The organism is Candidatus Accumulibacter aalborgensis, assembly GCF_900089955.1.
GTDB lineage: Bacteria > Pseudomonadota > Gammaproteobacteria > Burkholderiales > Rhodocyclaceae > Accumulibacter > Accumulibacter aalborgensis.
The window spans coordinates 18185-40377 of the sequence record NZ_FLQX01000104.1 but is presented as its reverse complement, the minus strand read 5'-3'; the positions used below and the strand labels follow the sequence as shown (position 1 = coordinate 40377).

Here is a 22193-nt window from a genome sequence, read left to right as displayed (position 1 = left end):
CCGCTACCGGCTGCCGCCTGATTGAGGGGCGGTGCCGGCGAGCGGGGGGCTAAACGATTACGATGGATGGGCGCACCATCAGCGTCCCGTTGACCTGGTCCTGGAGATTATCAGAAGCGACTGCGGAGCAGCGCCAGAATTTTGCAATTCTCGGCGATGGCCAAGGCATCCACTGGCCAGAAATAGACGAAGACATCAGTGTCGAGGGCATGTTGTATGGGTCGCCGGCGCATCGGCCGCATAGGCAGGCCGCCTGACGATCGGAAAACACGCAAGAAGCTTGGCGGCCAAGTCTCATTTCGATAGCGGGCAGATAGAGCGCGAAGCCGCCGGCGTCGACTTCAGAACAATTCAGTAAGCCACCCAAGACCGGGATTGCGCATGAGTACATAGACACAAGTACCCAGCACGATGCTCAACAGCGCATTCCTGCTTCGCCATTGCAGGAATACGACCAGGGCGACTGCCAATAGCTCCGGCCACGGACCTCCCGGATGCTCAAGGGCCGCCCCGGTGACGGAGTGCACGAGCAAGAGCGTCATGATCGCCAGGGGCAGGAATTCACCCAGGCGTTGGACAATCGGATGTTTTTGCAGCCATTGCGCGCCGACGAATGGGACTGCCCTCAGTGCAAAGGTGACCAGCCCCATGGCGGCTATCACCCCGACCACATACCCGCTGTCAATCATTATGGACCTCGCCGACGGCTACCGATTTGGGTTGCCAGAGCATTCCGGCCACGATGCTGAGGACGATGGAAATCACCAATGCATGCTTTGCCGCCAGGAGGTGTGCCACTGCGTATGCCGCAAGAGCCACCCATAGAGGCGCCGGGGTCTTCTTCGTTCGCCACTGCTCGACGGTGAGCACGGCAAACAGCGCTGCCAAGACAAAATCAAGGCCCGCCAGAGCAAGCTGTGCCTGGGCGCCGATAACGGCGCCGATGACGGTGCCCAATACCCACCACATGTGGTTGAGCAAGGCGACCAAAGCCATCTGCTTGTGGCTGGTCGACTCGGGGATCGTCGTGAGGACCGAATAGGTCTCGTCGGTCAGCGCAAAAACCATGTACCAACGGAGCAAACTCCCTTGTGGAAACTTCTTCAGCAAGGACAATCCGTAGAACACATGGCGGAGATTGACGATCAATGTGGCCAGCGCAATGGTGCCCACGGAAAGTCCGGCCGCGACCATGGGAATCATCATGTACTGGGAAGCGCCTGCGAACACGAACACGCTGGTCAGGATTGCCAGCCACCAAGCGGCGCCAGCCTGGACAAACAGGAATCCAAAAACCGTACCCAGGGGGATGTAGCCCATCGCGATGGGAGCGGTCAGCGCGAGCACTGACCAGCCATTTACACAGGGGTCGTGCGCTGAAATGGTTTTATTCGTCATATCAGCCAAAGGGCGCGACACCAAACAGCCAGCGATGCGCGAGCCAGGCGAATACGTTCCACGCGACGACGCCGATGACGACGACGAGGGCATCGCGCGACAGCGCTACGGCGGTCGGCGGTGTTGGCGTAGCGCCGGAACGGTCGCGCCGACGAGCGGCAGCAAAATCGACCACCGCCCAGACCAGGAAGCTGCCAAACAGGAGAACGTCGGCCAGGTTGCCATTGGCCAGCAGGTGCGCCACAGCCCAGAACTCGGTGCCCAGCACCATCGGGTGGCCGACGAGCGCCTTGATGCGGTTGCCCGGCACATAGGCCGCGGCCAGCAGTACGAAAGCCGGCAGCATGAGCACGGCAGCCAGATGGCGCGTCCATCCGGGTGGCTGCCAGAGCGCCACTGGTTCGGCCCGGCTTGCGCCGTAGCCCCAGACGATCAGCGCCAGGCCGAGCAGCGAGACCAGCGAAAAAATCGCTTTCCAACGCTGCTCGCCGAGCCTGTCGATCTGCCAGGTGCGCCAGCCGTCGGCGACGATTCGCGTCGAATGCGCGCTCAGAAAGACGACCAGGCCGAGGATCAAGAGCATCATGGACAGTTACCCAGCGAAAGAACCATGCAAGAATACTGTTTTGCTGGTCCGCCGAGAAGCCCTGGCGACTCCGCCCGCCCGACCGGCGACCCGGCGACGCTTGATGCGAGGCCTTGATCCACGTCAAGGTGACCCCGGCAGCCATCTTCTCTAATAGCCGGATTTCTCCTGGAGGCTGCACGATGTTTCGGATTTCCCAGTACATGCAGGAACTCTCGGCTCCCAAACAGCCTGGGCCAAAGCAGAACCCGCCGGCACCGGTCGTCATCTGGAATCTCATCCGGCGCTGCAATCTGACCTGCAAGCACTGCTATTCCATTTCCGCCGACAAGGACTTCCCCGGTGAACTGACCACCGACGAGATCTACACCGTGATGGACGACCTGAAGCGTTTCCGCGTCCCGGTGCTGATTCTGTCCGGCGGCGAGCCCTTGCTGCGCCCTGACATCTTTGCCATCGCCCGCCGCGCCAAGGCGATGGGCTTCTACGTCGGCCTGTCGTCCAACGGCACCCTGATCGACGCGGCAAACATCGACCGCATCGCCGAGTGCGATTTCGACTACGTCGGAGTTTCGCTCGACGGCATCGGCGCCACGCACGACAAGTTCCGCCAGATGCAGGGGGCTTTCGACGCGTCGCTGAAGGGGATTCGCCTGTGCCGCGACCTCGGCCTGAAAATCGGCGTTCGCTTCACAATGACCCAGGACAACGCGCACGACCTGCCTCGCCTGCTCGAACTGGTCGAGGACGAAGGCATCGACCGCTTCTATTTCTCCCATCTCAACTATGCCGGTCGCGGCAACAAGAACCGCAAGGACGACGCGCAGCACCAACTGACGCGCTGGGCGATGGATCTTCTCTTCGCTACCTGCTGGGACTACCAGCAGCGCGGCCTGCACAAGGAGTTCACTTCCGGCAACAATGATGCCGATGGCGTCTACTTCCTGCACTGGGTGGAGAAGCAGTTCCCTGACCAGGCAGCGAACATCCGCGCCCGACTTGCCCAGTGGGGCGGCAATTCATCGGGCGTAAATGTCGCCAATATCGACAATCTCGGCAACGTCCATCCCGATACCATGTGGTGGCATTACAACCTTGGCAACGTTCGCGAGCGCCCGTTCTCGGCCATCTGGACTGACGTTTCGGACCCGCTGATGGCCGGTCTGAAGCAGTTTCCGCGGACCGTGTCGGGACGCTGCGGCGAGTGCCAGCACTTCGCTATCTGCAACGGCAATACACGGGTTCGTGCCCAGCAACTGACCGGCGACGCCTGGGCCGAAGACCCCGGCTGTTATCTCGATGATGCGGAAATAGGCGTTTCACCCGGCCGCGAGCGCGTTGCCGTGACGCCCTACATCAGAATCCGGAGAGCGTGAATGAAACGGCACCTCCGCTTGGCCGCCATCTTCTTCGTCGGTGTGACCGCTGTCGCGGCGTCGCTGACCGGCACCTCGTCGCCGGCCGCCGCCGCCGAAGTCAAGGCACTGTACCAGGAGCACTGCGCCGCGTGTCATGGTGAATCCCGGCTGGGCGGCATCGGCCCGGCGCTCTTGCCCGAGAACCTCGAGCGTCTACGCCAGACGGAAGCGTTGAAGGTCATCCGCGAAGGGCGGTTGGCGACGCAAATGCCGGCTTTTGGCGACAAGCTGGGCGCCGGCGAAGCGCAGCAACTCGTTGCCTGGATCTACAGTCCGGTCAGCCCGGCGCCGGTATGGGGCGAAGCGGAGATCCGCCACTCGCATGTCGTCGATGCGCAGGCTGCCAGCCAGCCATCGCTACCCGGTCCCGGACTGAAGGGGGCCGACCCGCTCAACCTGTTCGTCGTCGTCGAGGTCGGCGACCATCACGTTTCGGTGCTCGACGGCGACAAACTCGAGCGTCTGCACCGCTTCCCCAGTCGCTATGCGCTACACGGTGGGCCGAAGTTCTCGCCCGACGGACGTTTCGTCTATTTCGCGTCGCGCGACGGCTGGATTACCAAGTATGACCTCTACAATCTGGTCGTCGTCGCCGAGATCCGGGCCGGCCTCAACACGCGCAATGCCGCCGTCTCCGGCGACGGCAAGTGGGTGCTGGTCGGCAACTACCTGCCGCACAGCCTGGTGCTGCTCGACGCCAACGATCTAGCACTGGTCAAGGTCATCCCGACGGTGAATAGTGCAGGCAACAAGACCTCGCGCGTCTCGGCGGTCTATGATGCCGCGCCGCGCAAAAGCTTCATCGCGGCGCTCAAGGATGTGCCGGAAGTCTGGGAGATCAGCTACGACCCCAACGCCGAGCCGGTCGCCGAAGGGCTGGTGCATGACTATCAGTACCGCGAAGGCCATTTCAAGCCGGGAATGTTCACCCCCCGCCGTACCCTTCTCAAGGATTACCTGGACGACTTCTTCTTCACCCAGAGTTACCGCGAGATCCTCGGTTCGTCGCGTTCGGCCACCAGGGGACAGGTGATCTTCCTCGACGGACACAAGAAGATCGCCGATCTTGACCTGCCCGGCATGCCGCACCTGGGTTCGGGAATCACCTGGAAATGGAAGGATGCGGCCGGTCGCGAACGGAACGTGATGGCCTCGCCCAATCTGAACGAAGGGATAGTCACCGTCGTCGATCTCGACACCTACGAGAACATCAAGCAGATCAAGACGCTAGGACCAGGATTCTTCATGCGCAGCCACGAAAACAGTCGTTACGCCTTCACCGATTCGATGATGAGCCCGGAACACAAGAACACGCTGCAGGTGATCGACAAGCAAACCCTGGAGGTGGTGGCGCAGATCAAGGCCGAGCCGGGCCAGACGCTGGCGCATGTCGAATTCACCCGTGACGGCCGTTACGCGCTGGCCAGCCTGTGGGAGATGGACGGCGCGCTGGTGGTGATCGACGCCCAGACGCTGAAGGAAGTGAAACGCATACCGGCGAAGAAACCTGTCGGCAAATACAACGTGTGGAATAAAATATCACGTTCCGAAGGCACGAGTCATTGATCCATTGATCCCGGACAGTAAACGACAAGGTCGAGAGGCTTGGTTATGAGCAAGACCATCAACAGTCTGGTGCACGGCCTGCTGGCCGCAGCCTTGTCCTTGTCCTGCGCGACAAGCCTGGCCGTACCCAAGGCTGCCGAGGATGAGGACGCGTCGGTGGCCTTTGGCGAAGCCGCACCGCCGCCGAAACCGATGGCCAGGACAGTCGCCAAGCCGGTCAGCAAACCCCCCGCACGAACAGGGGCCAGGACCGCGGCCAAGCCGGCGGCCAAGGTGGCTTCGCACCCTGGCGCCAAGACCGGCGGGCAGCGCCAGGCCAGCAAGACATCGACATCGGCGGGCGCCAAAGCCCCGGGATCGGCAAGCAAATCTCCGGCTACGGCCAAGGCGCCGACAAAGGCTCCTGAGCAAGCCAAGGGAACTGCACGAAAGAAATAGCCGCCGGATCACCGACCACACCCGCTCCAGGCATGCCAAACAGGTCCATTTTACGGTCTCGGCGGCGGGATCCACAGGGCCAGAGCAAACGTTTACCATTGACACAGACTCATGCGGAGCATGCGATGCACAGGCGTCTTTTTTTCTTGATTGTATCGGCCCTGGTGCTGATTTCGCCGCCGCTTGCGGCGCAACTGCAGGGCATCGACCTGACGGCCGGTTTCTACCGCATCGAAGCCGAGGTGGCCGCCGATGACGGCAAGCGCATGCAGGGTCTGATGCATCGCCGCAGCATGCCGGCCAACCACGGCATGCTCTTCGTCTTTACGCAGGCGGAACGCCATTGCATGTGGATGCGCAACACCTTTCTGCCGCTGTCGGTCGCCTTCCTCGACGAGGAAGGACGTATTCTGAACATCGAGGACATGCAGCCACAGACCGACGACAACCACTGCGCCGCGAACGCCGCGCGCTATGCGCTGGAGATGAATCTGGGCTGGTTCGCCGGCAAGGGAATCAAACCGGGAACTCGTATTGGCGGCATCGAAAAGTCCCCGCGGCCACAATAGGCCGGGCCAGCGCTGCGCTTCCGGTGATGAGCATCGCCCGCCGGCAGGCATGGCGCGAGAGCTTGCTGCGCACGACCGACAGCGCTCGCGCTCCGTTCAACAACTGGTTGCGCGGCCGTGGCTCGCTGACCGCGCGCATCCAGGCCAAAGGGCGCTTCGCCGTTCGCGTGCTGCGCCAGGAGCTTGGCACACCGACAGCCGATGAAGCCCGGGTGCTCGGCATCGAACCGGGTGTCCAGGCCTGGGTGCGTGAAGTGGCGCTGTTCTGTGACGACCAGATTGTCGTCTTCGCACACACGGTACTGCCCCGGCGACCGCGCGGCCCGCTGACCGTCTGGCTGGCGCGTCTGGGAAACCGTTCGCTGGGCGCACTGCTTTTCTCGCACCCCGGATTCACGCGTGGCCAGCTTACCTTCAACCGCCTCGATCACCGCCATGCGCTCTTCGAACCGGCGCTCACGGCGCTGCAACTCGGCGGTAGCGAGGCGCCGACGATGCTCTGGGCTCGCCGCTCGCGCTTTGGTTTTGGCGGGCAATCGGTACTGGTCAGCGAAGTATTCTCGCCCTTGCTATGGCAAGTGCCTGCGCTACTGTGAAAGTCGCGCCAGCGGCAAAGAAAACTGGACGGCCGGCAAGTCGATGCTATAATGCGCGCCGCACCAGGTAGCAACGCTGCCCGGTGCAAAGAGCATCGCGAACCTGGCTGTAACTTCTCAAGCCCTCCTGCCTCCTGGTGTCGATTCATTCAGCACCGCCCCGGCACATGTGCTGACGGGTGCTGAATTCTCTGAACCGATCAGAGTCTCTCTCAGCTTTTTCGTTGGTTGGCGTTGCATTTATTTTCAGCAGCGTGCTATGCCGTGACGGCAGTGCGCCGCGCATCCATACGAAAGAGAAACATGACTTTTTCAGAAATCGGCCTCCACCCGGCCATCCTCAAAGCACTCACTGATTCGGGCTACAGCGAACCGACCCCCGTACAGCAACAAGCCATTCCGGCCGCCCTCGAAGGGCGCGACCTGCTGGTTTCGTCGCAGACCGGCTCAGGTAAGACGGCAGCCTTCATGCTGCCGGCACTACATCGCTTTGCCGTCCAGGAGCGGCTAGCCGCGGCACCACGCACGACCAGCTCCGAGCGCGCTACCGCCCGCCCGCGCGGCCATGATCGCCAGCGCTTCCAGCCCGCCCACCCGCGGATGCTGGTGCTCACACCGACTCGCGAACTGGCGCTGCAGGTCACCGCGGCCACCGAAAAGTACGGTCGCCAGCTTCATCAGGTGAAAGCCGTCGCCATCCTTGGCGGCATGCCTTATCCGAAGCAGATGGAGCTTCTCGGCCGCAACCCGGAAATCCTGGTCGCCACGCCGGGCCGCCTGATCGACCACATGACGTCGGGCAAGATCGACTTCTCGAATTTGCAGATCCTGGTCCTCGACGAAGCCGACCGGATGCTGGACATGGGTTTCATCGAGGACATCGAGCGGATCGTTGCCGCGACTCCCGCCGCGCGCCAGACAATGCTCTTCTCGGCCACGCTCGATGGCACCGTCGGCGAGCTGGCCCAGCGCATGACGCGCGCACCGCTGCGCATCCAGGTCGATTCCGCGTCGGCGCGCCACGACAACATCGAGCAACGCATGCACTTCGTCGACGACCTGGCGCACAAAAACCGCCTGCTCGACCACCTCCTGCGCGATACGACGATTGATCAGGCGCTGGTGTTTACGGCCACCAAGCGAGATGCCGACACCGTCAGCGACCGCCTGAACGTCGCCGGTCTGAACGCCGCGGCGCTTCATGGCGACATGCATCAGGGAGCCCGCAACCGCACGCTCGCCGCCATGCGTCGTGGTCAGGTACGCATCCTGGTGGCCACCGATGTCGCTGCGCGCGGCATCGACGTCCCGACGATCACACACGTGTTCAACTACGATCTGCCGAAATTTGCCGAGGACTATGTGCATCGCATCGGCCGCACCGGCCGTGCCGGGCGCAACGGTCTGGCGATCTCGCTGGTCCATCACGCCGAGCAGTTCAACGTCAGAAAGATAGAACGGTTCACCAAACAGGTCATTCCGGTCGAAGTCGTGGTCGGTCATGAGCCGACTCGCCGGTCGCCTTCGGTCAAGCCTCGCCCGACCGGCAAACCGGCGTGGAAGGGTGGCGAGAACCGCAGCCACAGCCAACCCGCCGGACGAAGCGAAAGCCATTTCAGCAAGCCCTCGGCGGCCAAGCGCGATGGATCGGCGCACGCGGCGCCCTACCGCGAAGCAGCCAAGAGTGGCCATGGCGCTATCGCCAGCGGTAGCCGCCGGACGTATGGCGATCGCTGATCGCTTCTGCTCCGCCGAAAAGCCCGCCGCATGCGGGCTTTTTTGCTGCCCGCGATGAGCATTGCGCAGCTTGCGTCGGCGAGCCGCGGCACGACCGACGAGCGCTACGTACGGCCACTGCTGGTCGCCGCTTTGCTGGTCGCGGCCTTCCTTTCGCTGTGGCGGCTGGATATCCCGCTGCAGGGATCGGAGGGGCGCTGGGGCGCCGTCACCATGGAGATGCTGTCCAGCGGCGACTTCTTCCGCATGACCATAGGCGGCAGCCCCTATCCAGACAAGCCGTTCGGCAGCTACTGGCTGATTGCGGTGGTGTCGGCGCTGACCGGGACGCTGAATGAGCAGACCCTCCGGCTACCGGGAGCGCTGTGCTTCGTCCTGACCACCTATGTGGTCTTCCTGTTGGGAAAGAGGACGATAGGCGCGCTACCCGGCGCGGTGGCGGCCTGCGTTTTCGCGACCACCTTCAGGATCCTTTTTTTCAGCCGGGTGGCGAGCGCCGACCCCCATACCGTGCTCGGCGTCGCACTGGCGATGCTGCTGATTATGGAGGCATCGGAGGACCAGCGCTGGTGGCACCTGCCGGCACTGGGGGTGGTGGTCGGCGTCACCTCGCTGATGAAGGGACTGGTCGGCGTGGCAGTGCCGGGCTTTGCAGCCTTTCTGTGGGCTTTGGCGGTACGCGGCTTTGGCTGGGTGCGCCCTCTTCCGACGGTGCTTGGCGTCCTCGCGCTTGGCCTGACGCTGGGGGTGCCGCTGGCGATTCCATGGCTGACACGAGGTGACACGGGACCTCTGGAACTATTGTGGCGCGAGTCGGTGACCCGCGGGCTGACGCCTTTCGACCACGTGCAGCCGTGGTATTTCTACTTCTGGAACCAGTTCGAGCTGCTCGCGCCGTGGTCGGCTCTCCTGCCCGCGGCGCTGGCACTGGCCTGGCTGCGCGTACGCGAGCAGGCACGCGCCAGAGGCGGCTTCAGCCTGCGCATGTACGACCGCGCGGAGGACCGGCGGCGCCTGTTCCCGCTCTTCGGGTATCTGGCAATCTTCGTGTTTTTCACGCTCTCGGGGTCGCGGCGAACGTACTATCTGCTGCCGATTGCGCCGTTCTTTGCGCTCATCGTGGCAGAAGCGCTGCTCGACTCTGGCCGTGGCTGGGCAACCTGGCTGCGCAAATGGGGACTGGCCGCGGTGGCGATCAGCGGAACCGTCAGCGGCGTGGCGGCGCTCGCGCTGGGGATCTTGCGGCTGGCACATCCGCTGGCGGCACCGGCGGCACTCGATGCCTTTGCTGTTCTACCTCCCGAGTACTGGCAGGCGATCCCGGCGTGGCTGCCACTGGTCGGCGCCAGCATCGGGCTCGGCGTTCTGCTGCTGAGGCGGATGAACGACCGCTTGCGCGCGCTGGCACCGGCCATGGCGCTGGTCTTCGTGCTCCTTGTCGGGGTGCTCGGGACGATGGAGAGCCTGCGTCATCAGGCGCGCGAGTTGCAACGGTTCTGCGCGACCGTGCGACAGATTGTTCCGGAAGGCGAAGCGGTCGAGATCAACGCGCAGCAGACGGACGGCGGGGCGGTTGAGCTGACCGATGCAGCGCGGGTGGTCTTCTACCTGGGACGTCCCGCGGTGAAACCGGGGGCAAGGGCGACTCGCTTCAGGGTGGTGAACAACGAGTGGGCGCAAGCGATTCTGGCCAGCGAACCAGGGCGCTACGTAGTGCGCTCTATCGAGGAGCAAAATCCCGCCGCGCACAACGACGCAAAGACCGAGGCGCGGCGGCGGGTGTTGCTGGAGCGCGTCAGCTAGACCAAGCTGACCAGCATCCTCACCAAGGTGAGTTGCGCTTACTGCGCCGGGTTAGCCGCACGCAGATCGGCAAGGCGCTTGGCGACCAGCATCGACCACTTGTCGAATGCGTTTTTCGCATATGACCAGGCCTGGAACGAATTCACATAGCCACCCGCCCAGGTCTGCGCTGCGCCCGCAGCATTCGAGCTGCTGTCTGCGGCGTACTTGCGTCCGATCTCGGTATCCCGGCATTCCGCCAGGATCGCGCCCGATGCGCCGTCACGGAACTGCATCTCCATCCCGGTTTCGCCCATGTACGGAGTGGAGCCCGCCGGCCGGCCCGAGGCAACGCCGGAGCTCGCTTCGGCGATGAACGCGTAAGGAATAAGCGTACCGGTAACGCTCTTGCTCACCGCAGTGGGCACCAGGGAGGTCAAAGCGATTCCGATAACCACCACCCCGGGTCCTGGATTTTCGACCACCTGCATCTGTGGCTTCAATGCCTTGACCAGCGAGCCGTAGAAGTAGTCGGTCAGGGCCTTCAGGTCGCCAGGATCGACCAGTTGTTCAGATTCCTTGTCCTTGGGCGGTGTAAGCGATAGGACGATGCGCGAGATCAGCACCTTGTCGTAGTTCCTGGCATCGATCTTGGGGTCACGCCAGCATTCGATTCCGTCACTCCAGGGCGTCGGCTTCAGGCGTGCGTAGTCGGACAGATAGCCGCTCTTGGTCATGCGTGTCTTGTCGGAAGCGGTTATGTTCGTGCCACTGCCCAGCATCGAACTGTCCGTCGCGCAACCCACAAGGAGAGTACAGCCGGCAAGAACGACCATCCCTAGGGTAGGTATGCCAACTGCCGGTTCAAGAAAGCGTGGTGTTTTCATTATTACTCACTTGGTTTGAAGTACGCTCGAAGAGCGCGATCGACTCGACGTGCGAGGTATTGGGGAACATATTGACCACTCCGGTGCCGCGCAGGCGGTAGTTCTTCTGGGTGACCAGGATCGCCGCGTCGCGCGCCAGCGTCGCCGGACTGCATGAAATATAGACGATTCGCTGCGGGCCGTCGGCGCCAAGCGATTTGACCAGTTCCAGGGCACCTTCGCGCGGTGGGTCGATCAGCATCTTGTCGAAATGACCGAGAGCCGCCAGGGTCTCCGGCGTCGCCGTGAAGAGATTCGCGACGCGATACTCGGCGCGATCCTCGAGGCCGTTGGCGGCGGCATTCTCGGCGGCAAGACGAACCAACTCGGCACTGCCCTCAACGCCCAAAACGCGAGCCCCCGAGCGGGCGATCGGCAGCGTGAAATTGCCCAGCCCACAGAACATGTCACCGACGCGGTCGCCAGGGCGTGGGTCGAGCAGCGCCAGGGCGCGACGCACCAGGACGCGGTTGATCGCGTGATTGACCTGCGTGAACTCGGTCGGCGAAAAGAAGTGCTCGACGGCGAAGTCCGGCAGGAGGTAGGACAGGCGCGGCCCGTCGAGCGGATAGAAGCGCCACGCCGTCGCCGGCCCCTGTGGCTGCAGGTAGAAGACCACCCCATGGCGGTCGGCAAAATCGCGCAGCAGGTCCTCGTCGGTCGCACTCGGCGATTCCAGGATGCGCAGCACCAGCGCCGTCACCCGCTCACCGACCGCCACCTCGATCTGCGGCAGGCGATCACGGATCGACATTTTACCGATCAGCTCGCGCAGCGGCAGCAGCATGGCCGACAGATGCGGCGGCAGAATCTCGCACTGGCGCATGTCAGCGACGTAGCTGCTCCTCTTCTCGTGAAAGCCGACCAGAACGCCACCCTTCTTGACCACCAGGCGAACCGAAAGGCGGGCCCGATAGCGGTAACCCCAGGGCTGACCGTAGATCGGGGCGTAGAGCTGCTCGGCAGCGATCCGCCCAAGATGGCGGAGATTATCCTCGAGCAGCCGCTGCTTGGCGGCGACCTGCGCGACAGGATCGAGGTGCTGCATGCTGCAACCACCGCAGACGCCAAAGTGCGGGCAGAGCGGCGTCACGCGATCCGGCGAGGGTTCCAGAACCCTTAGCGTCCGCGCCAGGTCATAGCTGGGTTTGCGGCGATAAGTTGCATAGTCGACCGTTTCGCCCGGCAAGGCTCCTTCGACAAAGACCGTCTTGCCGTCGCAGCGCGTGATTCCCCGCGCCTCGTGGTCCAGCGATTCAATGATTCCGGTCGGCATGCGCGGCTTCCGCTGACAAAGCGCGTGATTCTATCGCGAATCTCCGACCAGTGGTGCCGAGGGCAATGAGCACCTGAGAGCGGTACAATGGGTGCCATGCGCCTTGCTTGTGGCACCCTGGCTGTTCTTGCCTGCCGGCGGCAATCTCGGTCACTCAGTCGCCGCCGGCAGGCAGAACCCGGTGCCGGTAGTTGATCGACAGCGAGGCGAGCAAAGGATGCTGTGACAAGCGCCGGATGAATTCGCGCTCGGCATGGCCGAGCGCGGCAGGGTCTGCCAGCGCGTCTTGCGGCAGATAGACCTCGGCTTCGACGCGGCCATTCAGATAGTGCAGGACGACCCGCTGCGGCTCGGGCAGTCCGGCGAGCACCGGCGCCAGATCGCTCATCAACTCGCTGCGGTCGAGCAGCGCCTGGCTGCTGCTGTCGTGATCCAGGTCGTCCTCGACGTCGACATGCACCAGCACATCGGACACCGAGGGATGGCTGTCGAGCACGCGTTTGCGGGTCGTCTCGGCGATCCGGTGGCCTTCCGAGACGCTGATCCGCGGTTCGACGCAGACATGGGCATCGACCAGCGAGCGATGCGCCATGCGGCGGGTACGCAGCTCATGCAGACTGCTCACTCCTGGCGTGTCGACGATCACCTGGCGGATGCTGTCGACCTCCTCGATCGACAGCCCGGTGTCGATCAGTTCCTGCAGCGCCTCCCAGGCGAACACCGCGCCCATGCGAACGATCATGAAGCCGACGATCAGCGCCGCGACAGAGTCGGCAAAAACGTAGCCCATCAGATTGCCGACGATGCCGACGGCGACGACCAGCGATGAAGCGGCGTCGGAACGTGCGTGCCAGGCATTGGCAATCAGCATCGGCGAACGTAGATGCTCGCCGACGCGAAGCATGTAACGAAACAATCCCTCCTTCGCCGCCAGCGCCACGATCGCCGTCCACAGGGCAAGCGGCGCGACCGGCGGCAGGTCGCCGAGGTTCTGCAGCTTCATCGCCGCGCTCCAGATGATTCCCGCGCCGGTGGCCGCCAGAATCGCGCCGAGGGCAAACGATGCCGCCGTCTCGATGCGCGCATGGCCATACGGGTGGCTCGCGTCAGCGGGGTCCTTGCTGTGGTGGGCGGCAAAAAGGACCAGGAAATCACAGACCAGATCGGACAGCGAGTGCAGCCCGTCAGCGATCAGGCCTTGCGAGTGGGCAACGATACCGGCGATGACCTGAGCCGAGGTGAGGAAAACGTTGACCAGCACGCTGATCCACGTACAGCGCTGGGTCGCGGCGTGTCGGCCGGGGTCATCGAAGGACATTTCCGGCGCGCTGTCAGGTGGACTCATGGCGGTGACTTTCCAAAGCGGGACTTCTCATTCTAGCGCAGACGCTTCAGCCGGACAGCGGCGCGAACAGGGCGGCGATGTCGTCACGACCGAACTTGGTGTCCACCCCCCGGTCTTCCGAGAGGATCTGCGCGGCCAGTTCTGCCTTGCGCTCCTGCAGAGCGAGGATCTTTTCCTCGATGCTGCCGGCGACGATCAGTTTGTAGACGAAAACGGGTTTGTCCTGACCGAGACGGTGGGCACGATCGGTGGCCTGGTTTTCAGCCGCCGGGTTCCACCACGGGTCGTAATGGATCACGGTGTCGGCGGCGGTCAGGTTCAGGCCGATACCGCCGGTCTTGAGGCTGATCAGGAACACCGGCACCTCACCCGCCTGAAAGCGGCGCACCTGGGTTTCGCGATCCCTGGTGTCGCCGGTCAGGATAACGTAGTCGATACCGGCCAGTTTCAGTTCCTTTTCGATCAGTGCCAGCATGCTGGTGAACTGCGAAAAGAGCAGGATGCGCCGGCCCTCCTCGACCTGCTCAGGGAGCATGGTCATCAACAGATCGAGCTTGGCTCGTTCCTTGACCTTCTGCGCCGACCTCGCCTTGACCAGACGCGGATCGCAGCAGACCTGTCGCAGCTTCAGGAGAGCGTCGAGAATGACGATCTGACTGCGGTTGAAGCCCCTGCTGGCGATCTCGTCGCGGACTTTCTCGTCCATCGCGACGCGAACCGTCTCGTACAGATCGCGCTGGCTACCGGCGAGTTCGACCTTGCGCACGATGATCGTCTTCGGCGGCAACTCACGCGCTACCTCTTCCTTCTTGCGGCGCAGGATGAAGGGGCGAACGCGGCGGGCGAGCAGCTCACGCCGCTGCACGTCGCCCTGCTTTTCGATCGGCGTCCGCCAGTGCTTGGTGAAGCTCTGGTTGCTGCCGAGAAAGCCGGGAAGCAGGAAGTCGAACTGACTCCACAGCTCGCCGAGGTGGTTTTCCAGCGGCGTGCCGGTCAGACAGAGACGATGCCGGGCGCTGATCTTGCGCACCACTTCGGCGCCCTGGCTGCGCGCGTTCTTGACCGTTTGCGCTTCGTCGAGAATCAGCAGGTGATAGCGGTGGCGCGTCAGCTCCTCCGCATCACGCCAGAGCAGAGGATAAGTCGTCAGCACGACGTCATGCTGGATGATCTCGGCAAAACGGCTCTTGCGCTCCGGGCCGTGCAGCGAGAGGATGGTCAGGCCGGGAGCAAAACGCGCCGCCTCATTCTTCCAGTTGAAGATCAGTGAGGTTGGCAGGACGATCAGCGCCGGCCGGTCGAGCCGGCCGGCTTCCTTTTCGAGCAGCAGATGCGCCAGCGTCTGGGCGGTCTTGCCCAGCCCCATGTCGTCGGCCAGAATTCCGGCGAGGTTCTGTTCGCGCAGAAACTGCAGCCAGGCCAGGCCTTCGGTCTGGTAGTGGCGCAGCTCGAGCCCCAGTCCGAGCGGCGGATCGATGTGGCCGATTCCCTGCGCCGCGGTCAACTGGTCGGCAAGCGCCTGGACGTCACGCTGACCCCTGAACCGCCAGCGACTGCTGTCGTTGAGCTCGGCCAGCCGCGGCGCGTCAAAACGCGACAGGCGCAGGGTGTTGCCGCCGGAAAAACCGTCGAAAAGGTCGATCAGGGTTCCCGCCAGCGGCTTCAAACGCCATGCCGGGGCACGAATGCGACCAATGCGCTGGCTGGACGGAGTCACCAGTTCGATCATCTCGCGGTCTTCGATCTGCGCCAGCAGACCCGCATCGAGCCAGCGCCCGTCACGCCGGAACAGCGCAGCGAGCAGAGGCGCCAGCGGCAAGCGCTCACCTTCGACGATGATCCCCATGTCAAGGTCGAACCAGCCGCCTTCCGACTCGACCAGATCGGCATCCCAGGCCTCGACTTCGAGCACACGATGGCGAAAGTCGGCAGCAAACTCGATCTGCCAACCGGCAGTGCGCAGGCCCGGCAGTCCCTCGCGCATCAAGGCGGGCCACCTCGTCTCCAGCGCCAGACCGTAGGCGTTGTCCGGCGGTTTGCCGAAGGTTTGCAGGACATAGCCGGGAATTTTCTCAAGGCCGGCGGCGGCCAGCTCGTCCATCAACAGCTCTTCCCTGGCGATCCGGCGAACGATGCGCACCATCTCGCCGCTCGCCAGAATCGAGAAATCGCGCGCGTCGTCAGGGACTACTTCGACATCGGCATACCGAAAAACCGGCAAGGCGACATCGAAAGGACCGCCGCCGAAGCTGGCAAAGTATTCCCGCCAGCCACGGTTGCCGTGCGTGGTGAGCGTCTGCAGGCTGAGCACAGGCACCGGGTCAACGTCGATACTGCGCATGCTGACACTCGCCTCTTCCGGATCGGTGGGCAACTCCAGCGCCGGTTCAGCCAGTGCTTCGCCGACCAGCGCCGCCGCGGTCGCCGACAGCGGCGGCAGCGAGAACAGACGAGCGACCACGGCCTGGTTGCCACGCACCAGCAAGGGGCCGAGCAGACGCTTGTCGACATCGAGATACCACGGTGCGCGCAAGGGAATGACCAGAGTGGCCGCCGGATCCGGCCTGAGCAGCGGAATTCGCCTCCCGTCGGCATTCAGTTGCCAGGCCAGCGTCGCCGGACGCGCGGCGGACAGCGCGAGGATCGAGAAGTCATCCTTGCGGCACAAGCGGCCCGTCTGGGCCATCAGTTGCAACACCTCGCCGCCGTACCGAGGCCCGAGGCCAAAGGCACGCAAGCCGGTGTCGAAAGAACGCTCGGCCCACAACAGGCGCAGAATCGGGCGGTCCTCGTCGCTGACGAAGCGCGGTGGCTTGCTCAGCGCACGATCGAGGGTCCACAGCTCGTCGGCGCTCTCGGGATCGCGGCCTTTACCTACGGTCACCCCAAAACCGCGGGCGTCGGCCGTCCAGTGCAGCAAATAGAACAGTTGCTGGCGGTTGGCAGCGGGGTTGCGGTCCTTCTTGCTGACCGCCATCGCCACGCGACGCAGCTCTTCGGTCCACGACAGGACGCCGAGATCATTCTGTTCCACCGTCTTCGACTCTTCGGCAGGCTTGTGCAATATAGCCCCTTTGGCAATCTCCGAATCAGTCGCGGAAGTTGCCGTACTTGATCGGAAAGTCGGTAATTTCCTTGGTTACCAGAGCGATGCAGGCCTGCAGCTCATCGCGCTTGGCACCGCTGACGCGCACCGCGTCACCCTGGATGGACGCCTGAACCTTGAGTTTCGAATCCTTGATCAGTTTGACGATCTTCTTCGCCAGTTCCGACTCGATACCGATCCTGATCTTCAACTCCTGCTTGACCTTGTTGCCCGAAACCCGCTGCACCGGCTGATCGTCAAGCCTCTTGGTGCTCTCCTTCTCCTTTTTTTCCATTGCCGGAAAAAGCAGATCCTTGATCTGGCCGAGCTGGAAGTCGGAGTCACCGTAGAGCGTGATCAGCTTGTCCTTCTCGCTCAACTCCACCTTGGCACTGGTCGCCTTGAAGTCGTAACGATTGTCGATGGCCCGCTTGGTGACGTCGATCGCATTGGTCAGCGCGGCCATGTCGGCTTCTGAAGAAAAATCGAATGAAGGCATGTTTTGCGTCCAATTAAGGAGTTGCGCGGAAAAGCGGCAGGCGCGCAACGGCCAGCTCAGAGCGGCAGACTGGTCGTGAATCGGCGGGCGCTTGCTCGCTCATCGCCCGCCCCAAGCGCCTACGGGAATCAAGCATTATACCGCCTAGAGAAGGCCGAGATCTGCTCTTTCCCCGCACCCGAACCCTCTCCCGCGAACGCGCGAGAGGGGTGATTTGCGAGCCGCGCAAGCGACTCGCAGGGTAAGCAGCACTGCGCGCGGCCAGGTCAATCTGCCAGCGCGACATCCATGAAGCTGGCATATTCCCTGACATAGAAGGGGCGATAGTGGTTGTCATCCTTGTAAATGGGTTTGCCGGCCGCGGTCATGACCGGGCAATCCTTTGCCGAACACAGGTGCACAACCGGATCAATCACCGTCGCACCGGCTGCGGTCGCCAGCTGCGCCAGCCGCGCAGCAAGCATCGCCTGGTCGCTGGCCAGGGGAACCTGCCTGCGAAAGCTGGTGACCGTCAAATCAGTCAATCGGCTGCCGGCGAAAAAATTTCTGGGTTCGAACTGCAGGCCACTCGGATTATCCAGCACAAGAAACACTTTCTTGCGCGCCGCAATGGCTCTGATGAAACTGTCCAGAAGACGGAGTTCGAATTCCAGGTCAATATTTTCGGCGTATTGCGAGCTTGATTTGAGGAAATACAGGTTCCACGCAGCGCCGATCACCACAGCGCTGATGTCCGGATCAAGCACAAGCCTTTCGACCTGCTGCCTGAAATCAATGCACCTGTCGCGATGATACTTGTTCGTCTGGCCAGTGCCGGGAATCGGCGAACATCCGGCACTGGTCAGGAAAATCGCGGAATTGTATCGCCTTGCGTCACTGGCCAGCACGCTGACCACTCGCGGGCCATATTGCTCAAGATGCGAATCGCCAATGAACAGCACCGTTTTCTCGCCAGCCTTGATTGCATTGACCTGCGTCCCTTTGAATTCCGTTTTCTGAAAACCCAGGGGATACTCCCAGTCGCGCAGGGCCTCGAGGATGGGCTGGATGCTCCTATCGTCATTGCGTGGCGGAATCATTTGCCGGTAACTGGCCAGGCCGATCAGGATCAGCGCGATCATCACGCCAAGCAGCGCCAGCACGGTCCTGTTGCCCCCGGCCCTGATTCGTCTTTCCAGAAAGAAATAGGTCAGAAAGGCGAGCAGGAAACTGCTCACCACGAGCACCATGCGGGTTCCCGGTGGTGGCATTCTGCCATCCACAATCCAGGCAAAGGAAAGCAGCAGCCAGTGCCACAGGTAGAGCGGATAGCTGATCAGCCCGATGCCGACCATTCCTCGACTGCTCAGAAACCGTCGATTCAACCAGGCATCGGTGCCGGCGGCGATCAGCAGAAAAGTCCCCATCGTGGGCAATAAGGCCCACCAACCGGGGAATGCCGAATTCTTGTTCAGCAGCGCCACGGCGAGCAATATCAGCGCCAGCCCGACGGCCGCTTGCCAATTCGGGTTTACGACCAGACAACGGGGCTTGTGTAGCGCCAGGTAGGCCAGTATGCCGCCGACCATCAACTCCCAGAAACGCGAGCATGGCGAATAGAAGGCCGCCACGGGGTCGGCATCAATCGTCAGAACACCCGTGGTCAGGGACGCAATGGCGACGAGAAGCGTGATGGCGAGGAAGTTGTATTGCCGTTGCCGGACGAAAGAGAGCAGCAGCGGCCAGAGAATGTAGAACTGCTCTTCGATACCCAGCGACCACAAATGGAGAAAAGGCTTGCTGTAGGCGCTGCTGTCGAAGTAGCCGGCCTCGCTCCAGAGGACAAAATTGGCCACAAACCCGCCGCCGCCGACAATATGCAGCCCCAATTCCCGGTGTTCGTCGGCCAACAGGACAAACCACCCACATACCCAGCCGGTCGCCAGGACCACCGCCAGAGCCGGAAATATGCGGCGAATCCTGCGCGCATAAAACTCGCCAAAGCTGAAGCTGTTGTTCTCCAGGTTGCCGAAGATGATCGTGCTGATCAGGTAACCAGAGACGACAAAGAAGATATCGACGCCGACGAAGCCGCCGGGGAGAGCTTTCGGAAAGGCGTGAAAAGCGACCACCAGGAGAACACCCAGTGCACGCAAGCCATCGATGTCGCGGCGATATTTGTTATGAAGGCCGCGCGAGCGACTCACGAATCTCGTCTATCCGAAGTGACAGACGTAGTGATAGGCCTCGTCACAGGCGATTTCGAACGACGAATCGGCCGGCACCGCGAAGGACTCGCCGGCGCCGTAAGCCTGCCACTGGCTCTCGCCCTGGAGACGAACGCGGCAGACACCGCCCACCCCTTCCATCACCTCCGGCGCCTGGGTGGTAAAGGTCAGCGTCGAGGGCAGGATGACGCCTAGCGTTTTTCTCGTTCCGTCGGCCAACAGGAGCGTGTGGCTGACGCATTTGCCGTCGAAGTAGACGTTGGCCTGCTTGACGACGCTGACGTGATCGAACTGCGACATGTTCACATTCTCCAGAATTTTTCCAGTATCGTCTTGGTGACGAAGCCCAGCATACCGAAGGACAGCACGAAGAAGAGCACGATCGTCCCCGTCTTGCCGGCCTTCGCTTTCCAGGCGATCTCGCCGATGATGAACAGCATGAAGAGCATGAAGGCGCCGACCCCGAAGGTCATGCCAAAGTCCGAAATCTGCTCTTCCGTCAACCCAAACATTGACGGGATCCTCCCCTGATCAGCTCTTGCGGCTCGCCAGATTGGCCGCGATGCGCATGCGCAAGGCGTTAAGCTTGATGAAGCCGCCGGCATCCTTGTGGTCGTAGGCGCCGGCATCGTCCTCGAAGGTGGCGATCGTCGAGTCGAACAGCGAGTCGGTCTTCGAATCGCGGCCGACGACGATCACGTTGCCCTTGTAGAGCTTGACCCGCACCCAGCCGTTAACCGCCTGCTGCGTGTGGTCGATCAGCGTCTGCAGCGCGACGCGCTCCGGGCTCCACCAGTAGCCGTTGTAGATCAGGCTGGCGTAGCGCGGCATCAGGTCATCCTTGAGATGCGCGACTTCGCGGTCGAGGGTGATCGACTCGATGGCCCGGTGTGCCGGCAGCAGGATCGTGCCGCCGGGCGTCTCGTAGCAGCCGCGCGACTTCATGCCCACGTAGCGGTTCTCGACCAGGTCGATACGGCCGATACCATGCTTGCCGCCAAGCTGGTTCAGGAGCGCCAGCAGTTCGTCGGCCGGCAGGCGCGCGCCGTTGATCGCCACCAGGTCACCCTTCTCGAATTCGAGGTCGACGTACTCGGCGGCGTCGGGCGCCGCTTCCGGCGACACCGTCCAGCGCCACATCGACTCCTCGGCTTCGGCCGCCGGGTCTTCGAGGTGACGCCCTTCGTAGCTGATGTGCAACAGGTTGGCGTCCATCGAATACGGCGATCCACCCTGCCGGTGCTTCATCTCGACCGGAATGCCATGGCGCTCGGCGTAGGCGAGCAGCTTCTCGCGCGACAGCAGGTCCCATTCGCGCCACGGCGCAATGATCCTGATGTCGGGCCGCAAGGCGTAGGCGCCCAGCTCGAAGCGCACCTGGTCGTTGCCCTTGCCGGTCGCCCCGTGGGCAATCGCTTCGGCGCCGGTCAGGTTGGCGATTTCGATCATCCGCTTGGCGATCAGCGGGCGAGCGATCGATGTGCCGAGCAGATACTCGCCCTCGTACACGGTGTTGGCGCGGAACATCGGGAAGACGTAGTCACGGACGAACTCTTCACGCAGGTCTTCGATGTAGATGTTGTCCGGCGCGATGCCGAACTGCAGGGCTTTTGGCCGCGCGGCCTCGAGTTCGTCACCCTGGCCGAGGTCGGCGGTAAAGGTTACCACCTCGCAGTGATAGGTATCCTGCAACCACTTCAGGATCACTGAGGTGTCGAGGCCGCCCGAATAGGCGAGTACGGCTTTCTTGATGTCACTCATGGCATTTCCCTGCACGAAACGAATCAGGAACCGGGATTGGAATCAGGATCAGGTCCCGGATTGGGGGTTCTGTTGGGCACCGTCGACGTGGCCGAGCAGCACGTATTCCAGCAACGCCTTCTGCGTATGCATGCGGTTCTCGGCCTCGTCCCAGACGACGCTCTGCGGACCATCGATGACCGCCGCGGCGACTTCCTCGCCGCGATGCACCGGCAGGCAGTGCATGAACAGCGCCTGCGGGCTGGCCGCACGCATCATCTCGACGTCAACCTGCCAGTCGGCGAAGGCACGCCGGCGCGCGTCGTTCTCGGCTTCGAAGCCCATCGAAGTCCACACGTCGGTGGTCACCAGATCGGCCTGGCGCGCCGCGTCGAGCGGATCGGCGAACTGCGCGAAGTGCCGGGTGCCATGCAGGCCGGCCCGTTCCGGCGTGACTTCGTAGCCCGGCGGCGTCGACACATGCACCCGGAAATCGAGCACTTCGGCCGCCTGCAGCCAGGTGTTGCAGACATTGTTCGAATCGCCGATCCAGGCCACGGTCTTGCCCTGGATCGGTCCGCGATGCTCGATGAAAGTGAAGATGTCGGCCAGGATCTGGCACGGGTGATACTCGTTGGTCAGTCCGTTGATCACCGGCACGCGTGAATGGGCGGCAAAGCGCTCGATCATCGCCTGTTCGAAGGTGCGGATCATGACCACATCGCTCATCCGCGAGATCACCTGCGCTGCATCCTCGATCGACTCACCGCGTTGCAGTTGCGAGTCGCGACTGTTGAGGTAGATCGCCGAACCGCCGAGCTGCTGCATGCCGGCCTCGAACGACAGCCGCGTCCGCGTGCTCGCCTTCTCGAAGATCATCACCAGCGTGCGGTCGCACAGGGGCCAGTACTTGCGATAGGCCTTGAATTCGGCCTTGATCCAGCGCGCGCGCTCGAACAGGTGGTCGTACTCGGCGCGCGTGAAGTCGCTGAACTGGAGAAAATGCTTTACGCTGTTCATGGCCG

Annotated in this window: 21 protein-coding genes; 8 read left to right on the top strand and 13 right to left on the bottom strand. The window is 62.7% G+C overall.

Annotation, left to right across the window (positions count from 1 at the left end):
• Positions 1-62: 62 nt before the first annotated feature.
• Positions 63-257 (top strand): DUF2442 domain-containing protein, encoded by a 195-nt coding sequence (locus ACCAA_RS09055; RefSeq protein ID WP_186406915.1) that lies wholly within the window; start codon positions 63-65, stop codon positions 255-257.
• Between the two features lie 84 nt (positions 258-341).
• On the opposite strand, the gene ACCAA_RS09050 is transcribed toward ACCAA_RS09055, so the two are convergent.
• The 3 genes from ACCAA_RS09050 to ACCAA_RS09040 are packed head-to-tail and all read right to left on the bottom strand — an operon-like array spanning position 342 to position 1984.
• Positions 342-689 (bottom strand): branched-chain amino acid transporter permease, encoded by a 348-nt coding sequence (locus ACCAA_RS09050; RefSeq protein ID WP_186406914.1) that lies wholly within the window; start codon positions 687-689, stop codon positions 342-344.
• Positions 682-1347 carry an AzlC family ABC transporter permease gene (locus ACCAA_RS09045; protein ID WP_245754516.1) on the bottom strand — a complete coding sequence of 222 codons (666 nt, stop codon included), beginning with the start codon at positions 1345-1347 and terminating at the stop codon, positions 682-684. The genes ACCAA_RS09050 and ACCAA_RS09045 overlap by 8 nt, the downstream gene beginning before the upstream one ends.
• Before the next feature lie 52 nt (positions 1348-1399).
• Complete coding sequence (locus ACCAA_RS09040) at positions 1400-1984, bottom strand: NnrU family protein (RefSeq protein ID WP_186406913.1); 585 nt, start codon at positions 1982-1984, stop codon at positions 1400-1402.
• 182 nt (positions 1985-2166) lie between these two features.
• On the opposite strand from ACCAA_RS09040, the gene nirJ reads away from it, so the two are divergent.
• From nirJ to ACCAA_RS09005, 7 genes are all read left to right on the top strand, one after another.
• Positions 2167-3360, top strand: a complete 1194-nt coding sequence (nirJ, locus tag ACCAA_RS09035; RefSeq protein ID WP_186406912.1) for a heme d1 biosynthesis radical SAM protein NirJ — start codon at positions 2167-2169, stop codon at positions 3358-3360.
• A complete protein-coding gene (locus tag ACCAA_RS09030) occupies positions 3361-4968 on the top strand; it encodes a nitrite reductase (protein ID WP_186406911.1) in 1608 nt (535 codons plus the stop codon).
• A 45-nt stretch (positions 4969-5013) separates the two neighbouring features.
• On the top strand, positions 5014-5406 hold the full coding sequence (locus ACCAA_RS09025) for a hypothetical protein (RefSeq protein ID WP_186406910.1): 393 nt from the start codon (positions 5014-5016) through the stop codon (positions 5404-5406).
• Positions 5407-5531: 125 nt separating this feature from the next.
• Complete coding sequence (locus ACCAA_RS09020; RefSeq protein ID WP_186406909.1) at positions 5532-5975, top strand: DUF192 domain-containing protein; 444 nt, start codon at positions 5532-5534, stop codon at positions 5973-5975.
• A 26-nt stretch (positions 5976-6001) separates the two neighbouring features.
• A complete protein-coding gene (locus tag ACCAA_RS09015; protein ID WP_186406908.1) occupies positions 6002-6571 on the top strand; it encodes a chorismate--pyruvate lyase family protein in 570 nt (189 codons plus the stop codon).
• 303 nt (positions 6572-6874) lie between these two features.
• Positions 6875-8308 (top strand): DEAD/DEAH box helicase, encoded by a 1434-nt coding sequence (locus ACCAA_RS09010; RefSeq protein WP_186406907.1) that lies wholly within the window; start codon positions 6875-6877, stop codon positions 8306-8308.
• A 54-nt stretch (positions 8309-8362) separates the two neighbouring features.
• Complete coding sequence (locus ACCAA_RS09005) at positions 8363-10111, top strand: ArnT family glycosyltransferase (RefSeq protein ID WP_186406906.1); 1749 nt, start codon at positions 8363-8365, stop codon at positions 10109-10111.
• Between the two features lie 38 nt (positions 10112-10149).
• Here ACCAA_RS09005 and ACCAA_RS09000 read toward each other — a convergent pair whose 3' ends face one another.
• The 10 genes from ACCAA_RS09000 to argF form a co-directional block, all read right to left on the bottom strand.
• Entirely contained in the window at positions 10150-10827 is a 678-nt protein-coding gene (locus ACCAA_RS09000) for a DUF3313 domain-containing protein (RefSeq protein WP_245754515.1), read from the bottom strand.
• Between the two features lie 127 nt (positions 10828-10954).
• Positions 10955-12292, bottom strand: a complete 1338-nt coding sequence (gene rlmD, locus ACCAA_RS08995; protein WP_186406904.1) for a 23S rRNA (uracil(1939)-C(5))-methyltransferase RlmD — start codon at positions 12290-12292, stop codon at positions 10955-10957.
• A gap of 154 nt (positions 12293-12446) precedes the next feature.
• A complete protein-coding gene (locus tag ACCAA_RS08990; RefSeq protein ID WP_186406903.1) occupies positions 12447-13637 on the bottom strand; it encodes a cation diffusion facilitator family transporter in 1191 nt (396 codons plus the stop codon).
• 46 nt (positions 13638-13683) lie between these two features.
• Positions 13684-16704: a DEAD/DEAH box helicase gene (locus ACCAA_RS08985; protein WP_186406919.1), complete on the bottom strand. Its 3021-nt coding sequence runs from the start codon at positions 16702-16704 to the stop codon at positions 13684-13686.
• Between the two features lie 22 nt (positions 16705-16726).
• Positions 16727-17221, bottom strand: a complete 495-nt coding sequence (locus ACCAA_RS08980; protein ID WP_186406902.1) for a YajQ family cyclic di-GMP-binding protein — start codon at positions 17219-17221, stop codon at positions 16727-16729.
• A 266-nt stretch (positions 17222-17487) separates the two neighbouring features.
• Positions 17488-19407 (bottom strand): acyltransferase family protein, encoded by a 1920-nt coding sequence (locus ACCAA_RS08975; protein WP_186406901.1) that lies wholly within the window; start codon positions 19405-19407, stop codon positions 17488-17490.
• A gap of 9 nt (positions 19408-19416) precedes the next feature.
• On the bottom strand, positions 19417-19728 hold the full coding sequence (gene ppnP, locus ACCAA_RS08970) for a pyrimidine/purine nucleoside phosphorylase (protein ID WP_186406900.1): 312 nt from the start codon (positions 19726-19728) through the stop codon (positions 19417-19419).
• Between the two features lie 2 nt (positions 19729-19730).
• Positions 19731-19940: a DUF2788 domain-containing protein gene (locus ACCAA_RS08965; protein ID WP_186406899.1), complete on the bottom strand. Its 210-nt coding sequence runs from the start codon at positions 19938-19940 to the stop codon at positions 19731-19733.
• A 19-nt stretch (positions 19941-19959) separates the two neighbouring features.
• A complete protein-coding gene (locus ACCAA_RS08960; protein WP_186406898.1) occupies positions 19960-21189 on the bottom strand; it encodes an argininosuccinate synthase in 1230 nt (409 codons plus the stop codon).
• A 48-nt stretch (positions 21190-21237) separates the two neighbouring features.
• Positions 21238-22188, bottom strand: coding sequence for an ornithine carbamoyltransferase (argF, locus tag ACCAA_RS08955; RefSeq protein WP_186406897.1), 951 nt, complete (start codon positions 22186-22188; stop codon positions 21238-21240).
• Positions 22189-22193: the final 5 nt, after the last annotated feature.

Coding starts and splice junctions, on each gene's coding strand:
- rlmD (WP_186406904.1), bottom strand. CDS start 12,292: ATGCCGACCGGAATCATTGAATCGCTGGACCACGAGGCGCGGGGAATC.
- ACCAA_RS09040 (WP_186406913.1), bottom strand. CDS start 1,984: ATGATGCTCTTGATCCTCGGCCTGGTCGTCTTTCTGAGCGCGCATTCG.
- ACCAA_RS08965 (WP_186406899.1), bottom strand. CDS start 19,940: ATGTTTGGGTTGACGGAAGAGCAGATTTCGGACTTTGGCATGACCTTC.
- ACCAA_RS09055 (WP_186406915.1), top strand. CDS start 63: ATGGATGGGCGCACCATCAGCGTCCCGTTGACCTGGTCCTGGAGATTA.
- ACCAA_RS09015 (WP_186406908.1), top strand. CDS start 6,002: ATGAGCATCGCCCGCCGGCAGGCATGGCGCGAGAGCTTGCTGCGCACG.
- ACCAA_RS08980 (WP_186406902.1), bottom strand. CDS start 17,221: ATGCCTTCATTCGATTTTTCTTCAGAAGCCGACATGGCCGCGCTGACC.
- ACCAA_RS08990 (WP_186406903.1), bottom strand. CDS start 13,637: ATGAGTCCACCTGACAGCGCGCCGGAAATGTCCTTCGATGACCCCGGC.
- nirJ (WP_186406912.1), top strand. CDS start 2,167: ATGTTTCGGATTTCCCAGTACATGCAGGAACTCTCGGCTCCCAAACAG.
- ACCAA_RS09010 (WP_186406907.1), top strand. CDS start 6,875: ATGACTTTTTCAGAAATCGGCCTCCACCCGGCCATCCTCAAAGCACTC.
- ACCAA_RS09025 (WP_186406910.1), top strand. CDS start 5,014: ATGAGCAAGACCATCAACAGTCTGGTGCACGGCCTGCTGGCCGCAGCC.
- argF (WP_186406897.1), bottom strand. CDS start 22,188: ATGAACAGCGTAAAGCATTTTCTCCAGTTCAGCGACTTCACGCGCGCC.
- ACCAA_RS09000 (WP_245754515.1), bottom strand. CDS start 10,827: ATGACCAAGAGCGGCTATCTGTCCGACTACGCACGCCTGAAGCCGACG.
- ppnP (WP_186406900.1), bottom strand. CDS start 19,728: ATGTCGCAGTTCGATCACGTCAGCGTCGTCAAGCAGGCCAACGTCTAC.
- ACCAA_RS09020 (WP_186406909.1), top strand. CDS start 5,532: ATGCACAGGCGTCTTTTTTTCTTGATTGTATCGGCCCTGGTGCTGATT.
- ACCAA_RS08960 (WP_186406898.1), bottom strand. CDS start 21,189: ATGAGTGACATCAAGAAAGCCGTACTCGCCTATTCGGGCGGCCTCGAC.
- ACCAA_RS09005 (WP_186406906.1), top strand. CDS start 8,363: ATGAGCATTGCGCAGCTTGCGTCGGCGAGCCGCGGCACGACCGACGAG.
- ACCAA_RS09030 (WP_186406911.1), top strand. CDS start 3,361: ATGAAACGGCACCTCCGCTTGGCCGCCATCTTCTTCGTCGGTGTGACC.
- ACCAA_RS09050 (WP_186406914.1), bottom strand. CDS start 689: ATGATTGACAGCGGGTATGTGGTCGGGGTGATAGCCGCCATGGGGCTG.